20 protein-coding genes and 1 other RNA gene are annotated in these 14,788 nt (G+C 24.2%); 17 read left to right on the top strand and 4 right to left on the bottom strand.

Annotated elements, in window-relative coordinates; genetic code table 4:
* Nucleotides 1–37 precede the first annotated feature (37 nt).
* Nucleotides 38–478, top strand: a complete 441-nt coding sequence (locus SGLAD_RS01580; protein ID WP_134297292.1) for a hypothetical protein — start codon at nucleotides 38–40, stop codon at nucleotides 476–478.
* Nucleotides 479–498: 20 nt separating this feature from the next.
* Here the strand turns inward: SGLAD_RS01580 and SGLAD_RS01585 are convergent, their stop codons facing one another.
* Nucleotides 499–684 carry a ferredoxin gene (locus tag SGLAD_RS01585; protein ID WP_134297293.1) on the bottom strand — a complete coding sequence of 62 codons (186 nt, stop codon included), beginning with the start codon at nucleotides 682–684 and terminating at the stop codon, nucleotides 499–501.
* 89 nt (nucleotides 685–773) lie between these two features.
* Between SGLAD_RS01585 and SGLAD_RS01590 the strand changes: the two genes are divergently transcribed.
* From SGLAD_RS01590 to SGLAD_RS01615, 6 genes are all read left to right on the top strand, one after another.
* Nucleotides 774–1,451: a hypothetical protein gene (locus SGLAD_RS01590; protein ID WP_134297294.1), complete on the top strand. Its 678-nt coding sequence runs from the start codon at nucleotides 774–776 to the stop codon at nucleotides 1,449–1,451.
* A 14-nt stretch (nucleotides 1,452–1,465) separates the two neighbouring features.
* Nucleotides 1,466–2,131 carry a (d)CMP kinase gene (cmk, locus tag SGLAD_RS01595; RefSeq protein WP_134297295.1) on the top strand — a complete coding sequence of 222 codons (666 nt, stop codon included), beginning with the start codon at nucleotides 1,466–1,468 and terminating at the stop codon, nucleotides 2,129–2,131.
* Between the two features lie 13 nt (nucleotides 2,132–2,144).
* Nucleotides 2,145–3,455, top strand: a complete 1,311-nt coding sequence (gene der, locus SGLAD_RS01600; RefSeq protein WP_134297296.1) for a ribosome biogenesis GTPase Der — start codon at nucleotides 2,145–2,147, stop codon at nucleotides 3,453–3,455.
* A 2-nt stretch (nucleotides 3,456–3,457) separates the two neighbouring features.
* Nucleotides 3,458–4,462: an NAD(P)H-dependent glycerol-3-phosphate dehydrogenase gene (locus tag SGLAD_RS01605; RefSeq protein WP_134297297.1), complete on the top strand. Its 1,005-nt coding sequence runs from the start codon at nucleotides 3,458–3,460 to the stop codon at nucleotides 4,460–4,462.
* A gap of 20 nt (nucleotides 4,463–4,482) precedes the next feature.
* Nucleotides 4,483–4,761, top strand: coding sequence for an HU family DNA-binding protein (locus SGLAD_RS01610; RefSeq protein ID WP_134297298.1), 279 nt, complete (start codon nucleotides 4,483–4,485; stop codon nucleotides 4,759–4,761).
* A 61-nt stretch (nucleotides 4,762–4,822) separates the two neighbouring features.
* Nucleotides 4,823–5,377 carry a DnaD family protein gene (locus SGLAD_RS01615; protein ID WP_134297299.1) on the top strand — a complete coding sequence of 185 codons (555 nt, stop codon included), beginning with the start codon at nucleotides 4,823–4,825 and terminating at the stop codon, nucleotides 5,375–5,377.
* Here the strand turns inward: SGLAD_RS01615 and SGLAD_RS01620 are convergent.
* Nucleotides 5,352–5,837 carry a Holliday junction resolvase RecU gene (locus SGLAD_RS01620; protein ID WP_134297300.1) on the bottom strand — a complete coding sequence of 162 codons (486 nt, stop codon included), beginning with the start codon at nucleotides 5,835–5,837 and terminating at the stop codon, nucleotides 5,352–5,354. The two genes, SGLAD_RS01615 and SGLAD_RS01620, sit on opposite strands and share 26 nt — an antisense overlap.
* Nucleotides 5,838–5,938: 101 nt before the next feature.
* On the opposite strand from SGLAD_RS01620, the gene SGLAD_RS01625 reads away from it, so the two are divergent.
* From SGLAD_RS01625 to SGLAD_RS01655, 7 genes are all read left to right on the top strand, one after another.
* Entirely contained in the window at nucleotides 5,939–6,274 is a 336-nt protein-coding gene (locus tag SGLAD_RS01625; RefSeq protein WP_134297301.1) for a DivIVA domain-containing protein, read from the top strand.
* Between the two features lie 31 nt (nucleotides 6,275–6,305).
* Nucleotides 6,306–6,653, top strand: an RNA gene (rnpB, locus tag SGLAD_RS01630) — RNase P RNA component class B.
* 38 nt (nucleotides 6,654–6,691) lie between these two features.
* Complete coding sequence (locus SGLAD_RS01635) at nucleotides 6,692–7,147, top strand: CinA family protein (protein WP_134297302.1); 456 nt, start codon at nucleotides 6,692–6,694, stop codon at nucleotides 7,145–7,147.
* 58 nt (nucleotides 7,148–7,205) lie between these two features.
* The gene (recA, locus tag SGLAD_RS01640) at nucleotides 7,206–8,240 is read left to right on the top strand and encodes a recombinase RecA (RefSeq protein WP_279585903.1); all 1,035 of its coding nucleotides are present in this window, start codon (nucleotides 7,206–7,208) and stop codon (nucleotides 8,238–8,240) included.
* 41 nt (nucleotides 8,241–8,281) lie between these two features.
* Nucleotides 8,282–9,085, top strand: a complete 804-nt coding sequence (locus SGLAD_RS01645) for a hypothetical protein (RefSeq protein WP_134297303.1) — start codon at nucleotides 8,282–8,284, stop codon at nucleotides 9,083–9,085.
* 177 nt (nucleotides 9,086–9,262) lie between these two features.
* Nucleotides 9,263–10,789 carry an Rnase Y domain-containing protein gene (locus SGLAD_RS01650; protein WP_166739152.1) on the top strand — a complete coding sequence of 509 codons (1,527 nt, stop codon included), beginning with the start codon at nucleotides 9,263–9,265 and terminating at the stop codon, nucleotides 10,787–10,789.
* 341 nt (nucleotides 10,790–11,130) lie between these two features.
* Entirely contained in the window at nucleotides 11,131–12,294 is a 1,164-nt protein-coding gene (locus SGLAD_RS01655; protein WP_134297305.1) for a hypothetical protein, read from the top strand.
* A gap of 109 nt (nucleotides 12,295–12,403) precedes the next feature.
* On the opposite strand, the gene SGLAD_RS05300 is transcribed toward SGLAD_RS01655, so the two are convergent.
* Nucleotides 12,404–12,541, bottom strand: coding sequence for a hypothetical protein (locus SGLAD_RS05300; RefSeq protein WP_166739153.1), 138 nt, complete (start codon nucleotides 12,539–12,541; stop codon nucleotides 12,404–12,406).
* A gap of 270 nt (nucleotides 12,542–12,811) precedes the next feature.
* Between SGLAD_RS05300 and SGLAD_RS01660 the strand changes: the two genes are divergently transcribed.
* The 3 genes from SGLAD_RS01660 (at nucleotide 12,812) to SGLAD_RS05455 (ending at nucleotide 13,797) form a co-directional block, all read left to right on the top strand.
* Nucleotides 12,812–13,075, top strand: coding sequence for a hypothetical protein (locus tag SGLAD_RS01660; protein WP_134297306.1), 264 nt, complete (start codon nucleotides 12,812–12,814; stop codon nucleotides 13,073–13,075).
* A 200-nt stretch (nucleotides 13,076–13,275) separates the two neighbouring features.
* Complete coding sequence (locus tag SGLAD_RS01665) at nucleotides 13,276–13,566, top strand: hypothetical protein (protein ID WP_134297307.1); 291 nt, start codon at nucleotides 13,276–13,278, stop codon at nucleotides 13,564–13,566.
* 102 nt (nucleotides 13,567–13,668) lie between these two features.
* Nucleotides 13,669–13,797, top strand: coding sequence for a hypothetical protein (locus SGLAD_RS05455; protein WP_279585904.1), 129 nt, complete (start codon nucleotides 13,669–13,671; stop codon nucleotides 13,795–13,797).
* 124 nt (nucleotides 13,798–13,921) lie between these two features.
* On the opposite strand, the gene SGLAD_RS01670 is transcribed toward SGLAD_RS05455, so the two are convergent.
* The gene (locus SGLAD_RS01670; protein ID WP_134297308.1) at nucleotides 13,922–14,767 is read right to left on the bottom strand and encodes a DegV family protein; all 846 of its coding nucleotides are present in this window, start codon (nucleotides 14,765–14,767) and stop codon (nucleotides 13,922–13,924) included.
* Nucleotides 14,768–14,788: the final 21 nt, after the last annotated feature.

Consider the following 14,788-nt stretch of genomic DNA (forward strand, 5'->3'; position numbering starts at 1 on the left):
CTTTAGAAAAGAAGATATAATAACACTAGGTGTTAATATGTCAAAAAATAAAAACGATAAAATTTATAAATCACTTTTAATATATAGCATAATAGCAACAATTCTTCAAATGTTGACTATTTTTGGTTTAATATATTTTTTTGTAATCTTTTTTAGTATGGAGAAATTTTCTTCAATTAATAGTAATGGCAAAATAGCTATAACAGTTATTACATTAAGCTTTCAATTTATTGGTGTAGGTTTTTTAATTTTATATATGTTATTAACTATTTTAGATTTTTGAGGAAAAATCCAAGCAAATATAATTTTAATCTTTTTTTTAATATCTACATTTGCTATTGGAGCAATATTATTTATTCCTTGTTATATTTTAGGTATTATTTATTATTCAAGAAGTAAACAAAACGACATTATTAATATTGCTGATGACTTAACAAAAGCTTTTAAAGAAAAATTTAGTCAATCATTTAATAAATAAAAAAATAATTAGCTTCCTAATTATTCTTTATCTCCAATTTTGATCGCTCCGGTCGGACATACCATTTGACAAGTTTTTAATTCTTTATTATTTTCTTTTGCTTCTGCCAAACCATCTTCGTCCATAAATAAAACATCATCTTCATCAACGCTAACGCAAGCTTCACATCCAATGCAAAGACCTTTATCTACTCAAGTTTTTTTCATAAATTTTTCTCCTATTTATAATATAATAACAAAAATTTTAAATTCTAATGAAATAATTTATAATATTAAAAGATTAAGAGGTGAAATTAGTGGCTGAACTTTCAAGAATGGAAAGAAATAAAAAACTACACATTCAAATAAGAAATGAAATTGTTTATAAAAAACAACAACAAGATGAGAAGTCATTAATTTATTCTACTTTTGAAAGATTAAAACTAATCGATTTAAATTTTTTTAAAGAAAAATTAGATGAGTTTGACAAAAACCATCAAATGGAAAAGCCTTTTTTAGATAAAGATAAATCAAATAGTTTAATATCTGAAGAAATTAGATTTGAAATAAAACAAGAAATTGCAAATTTAAAAAAAATTAAACAAACAGTAAATAAAAAACCGCTTGTCAATATTAACGACTATGAAGAATTTCAAGTTAAATCTCCAAAATATTTAAGTTATTGTGAAGGATTAAAGCAAAATGAAAACATCTTTATGCTAAATATTGATAAGTTTAAAGAAAAGCAAAGAAACTTAAAAGACCCTGCTCATGACATTTCTATGTCAACAGTTCAACAAGTTAGAAATGCAGATACTAGACCAACATTACAAATGATAAGATCTGTTGAAGAAAGACTTGAAATTGGTCAAAAAAGAGTTAATAAAGCTTGAGTGACATATAGCAAAAAAAGAAGATTTAAAAAAATAATTTGAGCATTTGTAGTATTTTTTCTATTAATGATAATAGTATTAATAATTCCATTTTTTGTTTAAGGAGTAACTAAGTAGTGAAATCAAAAATTAATATTGCAGTTGATGGAACTGCGAGTAGTGGAAAAAGCTCTGTATTAATGAAAGTAGCAGAGCAATTAGGTTTACATTTTATTGATACAGGACTAATGTATAGAGCGTTTACAAAATTATGTTTAGAAAACAATGTAGATTTTTTTAACGAAAAACAAATTGTAAATCAATTACAAAACTTTAATTGTGAATATAAATTAAATAACGACGTATTTATTAATAATAAAAACTATACAAGTTTTTTATCTGACTATGATGTTGCAGAAAATATAAAATATATAGCAAAAATTGATAAAGTCCGTGAAAAAATGGTAAATTTACAAAGAAAAATGGCAGAAGATGGTGGAAAAGTTATGGTTGGTAGAGATATAACAACTGTTGTTTTACCAAATGCTGATTTAAAAATTTATCTAGATTGTTCTGCAGAAAAGCGTGCCGAAAGAAGATTTTTGCAAAATAAAAAAAACAATATAACTCCTAATGATTATGAAGATATTTTAAGACAAATAAACCAAAGAGATGAATGAGATAAAAACCGAAAAAATAGTCCTTTACTTATAGCAAAAGATGCATGAGTAATTGATACAAGTAATTTAGAAATTGATCAAGTTGTAGAATTAATAAAAAATAAAATAGAAACTATAATTTAATAGGAGGTATTATATGTCAAGAAAAGGTGTTGTTGCAATTGTTGGAAGGCCAAATGTTGGTAAGTCGACTCTTTTTAATAGAATAATAAAAGAAAAAAAAGCAATTGTAGAAGATAAACCCGGAGTTACTAGAGATAGAATGTATGGTAATGCTGAGTGATTAACAAGACCTTTTATTGTAGTTGATACTGGTGGTATAACACTTCAAGATAGTGCGTTTGCAAAAGAAATCAAGATGCAAGCAGAAATAGCTATGAAAGAAGCGGATGTAATAGTGTTTACATTAAATTTTAAAGAAGGAATTACTTTAGAAGATGAAGCAGTGGCAAAAATACTTTATAAAACAAAAAAACCAATAATCTTAGCTATAAACAAATATGATAAAAAAGAAACTTTTGATGAAGCATATAATTATATGTCGTTTGGTTTTGGCGAACCATATTTAATATCTTCTTCTCACGGTATTGGGATTGGTGATTTACTAGATTGTATAATTGAAAAATTACCTAGTTTTAATGATAACGATTTAGAAAATAACACTAAACTAGCAATTGTTGGAAGACCAAATGTTGGAAAATCAAGTTTAGTAAACTCATTGGTTGGAGAAACTAGAATGATAGTTTCAGATATTCCCGGAACAACTGTTGATAGTGTGGACTCTTTAATTAAAGTAAATGGTCAAAACTATACAATTATTGATACAGCAGGAATGAGAAAAAAAGGGAAAATTTATGAAAATTTAGAAAAATATAGTTATTTAAGGTCTCTAACATCAATTAATAAATCAGATATAGTTTTACTTATGCTTGACTCTAGTGTTCCCATAAGTGATCATGACACTAATATTGGAGGATTTGCTTTTGATGAAAGTAAACCTATAATAATAATTGGTAATAAATGAGATTTAGTTGAAAAAAACACAAACACAATGTTTAAAAAAGAAGAAGAAATAAAAGCCTACTTTAAATATTTAAATTATGCAAGCGTTTTATTTGTTTCTGCAAAAGAAAACAAAAGAGTTAATAAAATATTTGATGCGATTGAATTAATTAAAAAGAATCTAAAAAAACGAATTAGAACTAGTATCTTAAATGAAGTTTTTAATAAGGCACAATTAATTAATCCTGCTCCAAATCATAATGGTGGAAGACTTAAAATTTATTACTCTTCACAAGTTGAAGCTTATTTGCCAACATTTGTATTATTTGTAAATAACCCAAGTTATGTACATTTCTCATATAAAAGATTTTTAGAAAATCAAATAAGATCACAATTTGATTTTAGCGGTGTTCCTATAAAAATAATATTTAGAGAAAGGAAATAAAGATGAAAAAAACAAAAGTAACAATTATTGGTACAGGTGCATATGGTACAGTTCTTGCCAATGTATTAGCTGATAATGGACATGAAGTTATTATGTATGGTATTGACAATATGCAAGTTCACGATATAAATACAAATCATTTAAACACAAGATTTTTTCAAGACTTATTAATTAACAATAACATTAGAGCAACAACAGATATTGAATTGGCAATGAAAGAAGCGCAAGTTGTAATTTTATCAACTCCAACTTTTGCTATTGATGATGCTGTTGATAAAATTATAAAATTTGGTAAAAGAGAAATGCATATAATAAATGTTGCAAAGGGTTTAGATGAAAACAGTTTAGATGTACTTAGCAAACATATTATCAATAAATTAAAATATAGCAATATAATGAAATCTTTTGGTGCAATTTATGGTCCTTCTGTTGCAATTGAAGTTATTATGAGAAAACCAACTTGTGTTATGAGTTGTAATAGTGATCTAGAAACTGCAAATTATATTGCTGAATTATTTACAAATAATTACTTTATTGTAAAATCAACTACTGACTTAGTTGGTTGTGAAATAGCTGCAGCTTTAAAAAATACTGTAGCAATAGCTAGTGGCATATTACATGGATTTGGTGCTGCAGATAATGCAAAAGCATCACTAATAACAATTGGAAATGCTGAAATATTTAACATAGCTAAATCTTATGGAGCTAAATTAGAAACTTTTATGAATTTTGCAACTTTAGGAGATTTAATTTTAACAGCAAGTTCTCAAAAATCTAGAAACTTTTCATTAGGTGTTCAAATAGCTCAAAAAGACGATGCAGCTGCCGTTTTAAGATATCATAAAAATACAGTTGAAGGCGTTAAAACTTGTGAAATCGCGTTTAAGATAGTTAAAAAACTAAAAATTTCATCACCATTATTTGAAATAATGTATAAAATACTATACAATAAGGGTAAGCCTAGTGTGTTAATCAATGATTTTTTTAAATACGCAAAGGTAGTATAGATATAAGGGGTAGATACAAGATGACAAAAAAAGAATTGTCTGATAAATTAGCTTCAGAATTTAACCAATCAAAAGCTGATGGTGAAAAAATGGTTAACTTCATTTTTGATGCTATTGCAAGTAGTTTAGTTAATGGTGAAGAAGTTGCTATTGCCGGATTTGGAAAATTCGCTACTGCAGACCGTGCTGCAAGAGAAGGTGTTAATCCTTCAACAGGGGAAAAAATTAAAATTGAAGCAACAACAGTTGCTAAGTTTAAAGTTGCAAAACAACTTAAAGAAGCAGTAGCTAAAAAATAATTAGTTACAATTTAAATAAGAGTTGCTTAGCAGCTCTTATTTTTTTTGTTTAGGAGGATAAATGTTTGATTTATTAAAAAATGGTGTCATTAACAAAAAAAGTCTACTTATATTAAACTACTCAAAACTAGAAATTAACGAAAATCAATTAGCCATCTTATTAATAATAATGGAATTGTCAAATGAAGAACAAAAAAACTTTACACCCTCACAAATTGCAAAGTATATGTATTTAGATAAAGATCAAATAGAACAAGAAATTAGTAATCTTTTAATAAAAGAATTGATAAGAATTGAGCAAAAAGGAAAAAAAGCCGTACTAGATTTAACACCTTTATTTAATAAAATAATTGTTAATTTAGAAGAACAAAATTCAAACCTAGCTAATGATATAAAATACTCATTTATTGAGCAAATGTTAAATATTAAACTTTCTCAAGAAGATATAGATGTAATTATCGAATATATCAACCAAGGTCTTTCTAAACCAAAAATATTATCAATTATTACTGAAAATAAAATTGATAATTTTGAAGCCTTAAAAGATCATTTAGATGAATATGTAAAAAAATCAAAAACGTTAAAAATAACTAGATATAACTGATTAAATGATTAAGATAGCTAATTAAATCTAGAACTAAATTTTTTCTTTGCAATTCATAACAATTATTTATAAATCAATCATATTCAATTTTCTTTTTCCTAAATTTTTTTATATATGAATAATTTAAACAAAAATATTTATCATACATGTGAAAGTAAATGAGAATAAACGTTAAACCTTTTAATTTCATAATAAGATCAAGTTTGTCAACTTGATTTTTTTTTAAATTATTAAGATCAAAATAATTTTTACTAGTTTCTTTTGCTTCGAATTCTAAATAAAAACCTTTATAGATTCCATTATAGTCGCAAAATTGGTTCTTATCTAATTTAGCTTTAATTATATTATTTTCAATACTTATTAGTTTGTTATTGACAGGCATTTTTTGAACAAGTAAACCCAAACTTATTCAAAACTCTAAACAATTATTTATTATCGTTTCTAAATACATTCCTTTATTTGCAAGTATCATTTTTAATCCTCCAATAATTAAATCGTAAAATAAAATTATAATTTAACATTTTTTTAATAAATAATTAAAATCTTATACAATATTTAAAAGGAGATTTCAGTATGGCTAATATTAATGCAAAACTTAGTAAAAAAGAAATTTTAGAAAAAGAATTTGAAGTCGAATATAAAGGATATAAAGTTGAAGAAGTAGATGCTTTTTTAGATATTGTTAGTGAAGATTATAAATACTATGAAGATATGGAAATTAAAAAAGATAAAATAATTATGGACTTATCAAAAAAATTAGATGATTTAACTGAAGAATTGAATCAAACTATGGCAACTTTAAAATTAACAGAACAACAACAAGAAGAATTAGCGAGAAAAGGTTTAAACTCTTCTGCACTTATCAAACGTATATCTGCTCTTGAAAAAACAAATTTTAATAAAGATTAATTTATAGTGTAGAATATAAATGTGAAATAATTTTTTGAATCAACTGCTATATTTGAAAAATAATATAGAGGAAACTCCACGCTTGCACATTCTGTGATGAATGTAGTGTTTGTGCTAAAGGAAAAAATAACTTTAGGCATCTTTTTTTGGTGACGACTTGAATTAACCTAAGTGCTATGCATATGGTGATTTCTTTAAAGTGCCACAGAGACGAATAGCTAGAAATAGTGAAATGGAACGGGTAAACTCCACAAGCAAGAAACTCAAATTATGGTAGAGGAGCTAAAAGATTGAGAAACGAATCAATCTTTTGGATCACTTTTTAAAGTGATAGATAGATAGTTGATGCGCTTTTGCGTACAGAACGTGGGTTATGATAAAAATTATATTCACTATTTTTTTTAAGGATTTGTTAAAATGAAATATTTATTTGAATATTTACAAAAAAATAATTTAAGCTTATCAAGTTGTGAATCTTTTACTGGTGGAATGTTTGCTAGTTTATTTAGTGATATACCTGGAGCAAGTAATTATTTTAAAGGTAGTTTTATTTGTTATTCAAATGATTTTAAGATTGAACACTTGAAAATTAATCAACAAGTTATTAAAAAAAATAGTGAAGTTTCAAAAGAAGTATTAGAATTAATGTTAAAAAACACAAAACAAATTTTAAAAACCGATGTTGTATTTGCATTTAGTGGTTTTGCAACCCCAATTGATGTTAATAACTCAAGAAGTGGATTAAGTTATCTAGGATTTTTAATAAATGATAAATGTTATATATATCAATTTATAATTAAAGAAGATATTAGTAGAAGTGAATATAAAAAACAAGCTATTGATTTTGTTTTAAGAAAATTTGCATCTATTTAACATTTTTTTGTATATTTTTATAATTTCTTAACGATATTTATATTGGGAGGAAATATTTATGATAAAAAACACAGATACAAATTTAGAAAAGGAAGTAATTTTTAATATGGATAATATATATGACGATCCAAACTTTAAAGCTGTATTAAAAGATATTGAAAAAACTTTTGGTAAAGGGTCAATCATGAGACTTGGGGATAAAGCAAACAATTTAATTGATACTATTTCAAGTGGAAGTTTTTTGATCGATAAAGCAATTGGAATTGGAGGCTATCCAAAAGGAAGGATTATAGAAATTTTTGGTCCTGAATCAAGTGGAAAAACAACTTTATCTTTACATGCAATTTCTGAAGCACAAAAAAACAAAGGAAGAGCTGCTTTTATTGATGCAGAACACGCTTTAGATCCAAGGTATGCAAAAAATTTAGGAGTTGATGTTGAAAACTTAATTGTTGCTCAACCTGATTCTGGAGAACAAGCGCTTGATATATTAGAAATGCTAGTTAAATCAAATACAATGGATATTGTGGTTGTTGATTCAGTTGCTGCACTTGTGCCTAAAAGTGAATTGGAAGGTGAAATGGGAGATCAACAAATTGGTTTACAAGCCAGACTTATGTCAAAAGCTTTGAGAAAATTGAACGGGATTATTTCTAAAACCAATACAACTGTTATTTTTATAAATCAATTAAGAGAAAAAGTAGGGGTAATATTTGGTAATCCAGAAACAACTCCTGGTGGTAGAGCTTTAAGATTTTATTCATCTGTAAGAATGGAAGTTAGAAAAGGCGAAACAATCACGACTAATGGTGAAGCAAGTGCAAATAAAATAAAGATTAAAATTGTTAAAAATAAAGTCTCACCTCCATTTAAAACTTGTACAATAATTATTGCATATAACAAAGGTATTGAAAGAGATTTAGAAATAATTGAAATGGCAACTTTGTATAATGTTTTAACAAGAGCTGGTGTTTGATATTCATATAATGAAGAAAAAATTGGACAAGGAAAAGAATCGGTTAGAGAATGATTTAAAAACAATCAAGATAAGTTTTTAGAGATACAAAATAAAATTTCAGAATTAATGAAATAATTATAAGAAAAAATTAATTATAATATTAAAGAAAGAGACATATGAAACAAAATACGCACTTAGAAAAACATAATAAAGGATATTTTCCTCAAGAATTAAACAGTGTTTTAAAAACTTTTTTCCTAACACTTGTTTTTTGTTTTGCTGTATTAGCACTTTTATTAGGTTTATTATTTAGTTCAATAATTGAGGATAATTTAATAATAATAATTCCAATCATTGTTGTTTTTGCTTTTTTTTCTACACCTAATTTTTGTTTAGGTACAATAGAGTATTTAAAAATAAAAACTATCAATAGAGAAAAAGATAATAAAGTTTTAAAAGCTGCTTATATCTTTTTTCTAATTCCATATATTAACTTCTTAGTTTTTAGTATTCTTTTATTAATTAAAAAAAAGCATATTAAAAGTGGTCCGTTTACATATGATAAAAAAATTAAATTTGTTTTCGGTTCTTTTTTAGAAATTATTTTTGGTCATACAAAAAAAGGAATTGCAAAAACAATTTTATTTAAAGGTTTATTAATATTAATTTTAGAAATAGGGTGCTTAATTTTTGCTCTATTACTTTCTTTTAAAGTTATTAATTTTAATGATGAAGTTGGAAAATTAAAAATAAAGGATTTTTATTTTTATATATATTTTTTATTAGCTCATATTTTAATGATAGTTTCTTATATAAAAGAAATCCCTTATGTTTCAAGAAAAACTATTGACAACACCAAAGATAATAAATATAAATTTTGATTGTATTTAAGTATTGGATTACCTATAATTAATTTTATTGTTTGAACTACAATTACTTTTAAAAAATTAAAAATTGAAAGTAATGTAAATTTAATATAAATAATAATTTTAAATACATTATTTAAAATTATTAACTTATTCTGTTGAAAATGGAATAAGTTTTTTTATTTTAAAAATAATTTTAATTCGAAATATTTTTTAAAACTTTTTTATAATACTAAGTGTATAATTATAATGTTTAAAAAAATACCTAATCTACTTGAAAGTAGGAATCGAATGACAAATTTAGAAGATAACTCATGGTTTATAGTCGTAACAATTTTAGCAATAACAATATTTTTACTTATGTTATATTGTTGTTATTTGCTTTTTAATCGTCGAAGAAATCATGTAATTAAAAAAGCAAAAGAAGAAGCTAAAAAAATAAAAATGGAGGCGTTAGCTTCTGCCAAAATAGAAGCTACTATTTTAAAAAATACTATTGAAGAAGAACTGTATTCAAAGCGTTTAGAAATAGATCATGAATCAGCAATTTTAGAACAAAAAAAAGTTAAATATTTTGAAGACTTGGAAAATTTAAATTTAAGAGAATCAAAAATTGTTGAACAACAACTTGAAAATAATAGAGTTAAAAATAAGCTATCAATTGATGTTGATAATGTTGTAGAAATATTAGAAAAATTAGCAAACATGTCTTCAGAAGAAGCAAAACAAAGACTAGAATCTTATGTTGAAAATGCTTATTTAGAAGATATTTATAAAGAAATAAAAGCAAAAGAAGACTTGTTAAGGTTAAATTCAAGAGAAACAGCTCTAAATATATTAATTGATGCTATGGAAAAGGCTCACGTTCAAGTTTCTACAGAAAAAAATACTACAATATTTAAACTTGAAGATGACTCATTAAAAGGAAAAATTATTGGTAGAGAAGGTAGAAATGTAAAAACATTTCAACAATATGGTGGTGTTGATATAATAATTGATGAAGTACCAAATCGTATTGTTATTTCATCTTTTAATCCGATTAGAAGAGAAATTGCATACAATACTTTAGCAGAGTTGATTAAAATTGGAAGATTGCAACCTGCCGCTATTGAAGAAACATTATTATTAGAAGAACAAAAAATTCAAGAATCATTTTTAAAAACAGGTTTAGAAGTTACCAAGGAATTAAATATATTTGATTTTCCTGAAGAAATTATTATTAATTTAGGAAAACTTAAGCACCGCTTTAGTTATGGGCAAAGTGTATTACAACACTCTATTGAAGTTGCAAAAATCGCAAGATCAATTGCTGAAACTTTAGAATTAGATACAGAAATAGCTCTTAAAGCAGGATTGTTACATGATATTGGTAAAGCAATTGATTTTGAACAAGAAGGTAGTCATGTTTTATTAGGAACTAATCTATTAAAAACTTATAAAATGGATAATATTATTGTAAATTGTGTAGAATCTCATCATGGCGATGTTGAAAAAAAATCTGTTTATGCAGAAATTATATCTATATCTGATACCATTAGTGCTGCAAGATATGGAGCAAGAAATAATGGAGCTGAAGAGTTTTTTGAAAGACTTAAAGAAGTTGAAGAAGAATGCGAGAAGTTCTATGGGGTACTGAGAGCTTACGTGTTTCAGTCAGGAAGACAAATCCGTGTAATTGTAAATCCAGATTTAGTTAAAGATCATGAGTTAATGGATTTAACTCAAAAAATAAGAGAAAAAATAAAATCTATTAATAAAACTCCAGGTGATATTTATATAACTTTAATTAGAGAAAAAAGAGAAATAATAAAACTTTAATTAAGTTAAAATTAAATAAAACAATAACAAAAAAATGTTTCTTGTATGAAACATTTTTTTATTATTGATTATAACTATTAGTTACTTTAAACAAAAGTTTTTATATAATGGATTAGAAAGATTTTCTTGGTATGTATAAATGAAAAAAGATTCAAAGAAAAAAATATTGAAAATAAACATAGTAATGATTTAGAAAAAAAGTTTGCTATTCTTAAACAAAGAGAAAAAAGAAATAGTAAAGATATATTTAACTGAAGTGTAAGAGGGAAAGCGTTTATGGCACTTGCGTTTACTTTAGCATTTTTTATTATTCTTTTTATTAGTGCGTTTACAATCATAATTTGGTTAACAACTTTACAAGAATATTTGAAATTAATATTTTTATTAAGCCTTTTTTCTATGAAAAAATATCTAAAGCATGAGACTATGCTGCTTCAACTAATTTTATTTTAAGAACATTTATAAACTTTTTTAGCATATGATCTGTTTATTTTTTAGTATTTACAACTAGTTTTTTAGTTTTTTTATATATAAAAATGTTGAAAAATATTGACTTTTATCATTTTAAAAGAATATTTTGATATCCTGTAAGATCTGCATTTAGATTATTTGCAATTTTATATATCTTTATTCAAATGTTACCTGTAATTGTTAATACTTTGATTTATCTACAAACAAGAGATAAGACATGAAGCTTTTTATATAAAAACTGAGCATCTTTATATCATTTTTATACACTAAATTTTACAATTTTTGGTATTGGTTTTTTTATGATATTAAATTATATAATCTATACTGCATTTAGTACAACAATCAATATAACAACTTTAATAAAATGAAAACATAATAAATCTAGATTGAGAGATAAATATTGAAAGTTATTAATAGTTGCTGGATGAATAAATTTATGAACTTTATTTTTAGCTTTATTTTTAACTACTTTTATTATTGGAACTCCAACATTAATTTGAAAAAAATGCTTAAAATTTAGTTTATTAAAAAATTATTTACCTTGATTGTCTAAATATTCTACATTACCAAGTCATTGAGTCTATATAACCACTTATTTATCTTTAGTGATGCTATTTGGTTTAAATCATTTAAATATTGGTGTATATAACAATTTAATTTTATTAGAATTATTTAAAAAGAGTATTTATCCAAAGTATATTCATTGAAGATTTTTATACATTATATTTTTTGGTTTCTTTTTAGGAGATTTTTTCATTACATTTGGGGTAATAGAATTATTTAACCAGATTTCTTGTGTTGTAAATAATAGTGGAAATAAAGTCATTAATGCAGGTTTTAGCGAAACAAATTTATATTATCAAAATTTATTTTATATTGAGTCTTTTTCTCTTATTTGTTTTTCGTTTTTAGGATTTAGTTTTTTAGGATTCTTTATATTTTTAATATGAGAATTATTTTTTGGTTGATGAGGTATGTCTATATACAACTATTTTAAAGTATCATGTTTTAGTTTTTTATATTTATTTTTTTAGGAGTTATATCAATAATATGTATTAATTTTATTTATGTTGATTCTTCTATTAAAGAATTTAGATCTTATAATAAAATTATTTCTTTAGAAAACACAAAAAAATTATCATACTATATATCTTCGCCATTAATATATTTAATGTTTGTTCCATTGCTAAATATAATTTCTTTTACATTTACACCTTTTATTTTGCAACCATGAGCAATTGTATTTTTTGTATTAATAAGTGTTATTCAAACATTAAGCATATCTTTAATTTCTGTTTTATTATTTAAAAATGGTATATAAACAAATTGATGGCTTTTAAAAAACTATTCAAAGAAATGTTTTACTTTCCTAAGTTACATACAAAATATGAATTTAAGTCAATCAAAAGAAGAGCTTATAATTAAAAAAATCTTTATAAATTAGTCAATAAAAAAGCAGAATTTTTAAAAGAACTTACTTTTTGAAATGAAAAATTAAAAGAAGATAACAAACAAATAATATTACCTCAAATAGAAGAAATAGCATCAACATTGTCAACGATTGATAGAGACATTGAATTAATTAAAATAAAACTAGGTATTAATCCAAATGAATTAAGTTTCGAAGAAGAAATTGATAAAGAATTATTAAATCAAAGTTATTATAAAGAGCAAACAAATAAAGAATATCAAGAAATTGAAGAATATGAAAATTTAGAAACACTTCAATCAGAAGAAGAATATGAAATTATAGATGAGAGAGTTAAAATTTATTTTGATCAAAGTGATAGCAAAAAATTAGAAGTTTTAAATTAGATAGCAGATTCTTAACTTGCTACTTTTGTGAATAAGTTATTAATTTTGAACAAGATATATTAAAAAAAATATTATTTGTATTTGAACTTTCTGATGATACAAGGGGTATATTTCATAAAAAATGTTTTGAAAAAAATGCTCATTATTTTGAAATAGTAGATAAAACTAATTAAGGAGATTAAATAAAAAGATTATTAATAGTGCTAGGCTCATTTTTTATAACAAATTTTAGTTTATTACCAGTTATATCTTGTAAAAGAATTGAGCCTCCAACAAAAGCTATTAACTTTAGTGAGGAATTTAAAGATGTGATACTTGAAATTGATGAAATTAAAACCTTTGATTTATTAGCTCCTAATCCTATAAAAGATGCAAAAATTGTAGTAGATAACTCTAACACAGATGTCTTTTCAAATAAACTTGATAAAGTTAAAGATAATGAAGGCAATGGAAAATTTAAATTAATAATTCAAGCTCTAATAGGTGGTTAATCTGATATTAAAATTAATTATGGAAAAAAATGAGCAAAAATCAAAGCAAATGTTAATTGTATTGATTTTTCAAAATTTAGTAAAGAAGAGTCACAATTAAGTGTGGATAAAGCATATAACGATAATGAAAATATTATAAAAAATATTATTTTAGATTTAATTAAAAATAAGTTTCCAAATTTTAAAAATCCAAATTTAGATTTATTTACTTTTAAGTTTGAAAAAAAGTAATTTTGTAAATAACATAATTCTTTCTGTTACTGTTACATCAGCAGAAAATGTTAGAAATGTTATTAATTCAATCAAGTTTAAAATAAATTAAAAAAACTTAAATCTTTATAAGATTTAAGTTTTTTTAAAACTTATTAACTTTAGTGGCAAAAAAAGCAAATGTTTCTGCACCTGTATGGCAAATGATTACAAAAGGTAGTTTTTCAACTAAGCCTATTTTTAAGTTTTTTTGTATTACTATTTTTTTTATTTCTTCTAACAATTCAATCGAACAATCTGAATATGCAATATCAATAACATAATCATCAGTTTCATTTTTAATAATTTTATCTAAAGAATTTTCTATAGCTTTTTTAAAAGTTCTTGTTTTATCTTCTTTATCTATTATTCCTGTATAAGAAAGAATAGGAGTTATTTTAAGTATTTTTGCTAAGCTAGCTGCTGCCTTTGTAACTCTTCCTCCTCTAACAAGTTGTTCTAAAGATTTAGGAATAATATAACCTTTAATATTTTCGTACTTATTTTCGATTTTTTGACAAACTTCAATTGGTTCAAGGCCTTTATCAAGTAAATAACGCACTTCTTCTAATTGTCTTTTTATAAGAATACTAACTCCATTGTTGTCAATAATGTGAACTTTTCCTTTATAACCATTTTCTTCATTATTTGCAAACATTTTAAAAGTATTAAATTGTCCTGATAAACCCTTAGATATTAATAAACAAATAACTTGGTCATAATCTTTTAGCAGTTCATCTCATTTATTAAGCATTTCTCCAGTTATTGATTGAGAAGTTCTTAAAAGTTCTTTGCCATTTAAATTGTTAAATTGCTCTTCTGTAAAATTTTCATCATCTTTTAATGAAGTTCCATCTTCTCTTAAAATTAGAAGGGGAACTAAAAATGTGTCTTTATATTTACTTAAGTCCTTGACCCCACATGCAGAGTCAATAATAATTGCTGTTTTCATTTATATACCTCACAATTATTT

The sequence above is a fragment of the Spiroplasma gladiatoris genome (assembly GCF_004379335.1).
GTDB lineage: Bacteria > Bacillota_I > Bacilli_A > Mycoplasmatales > Mycoplasmataceae > Spiroplasma_A > Spiroplasma_A gladiatoris.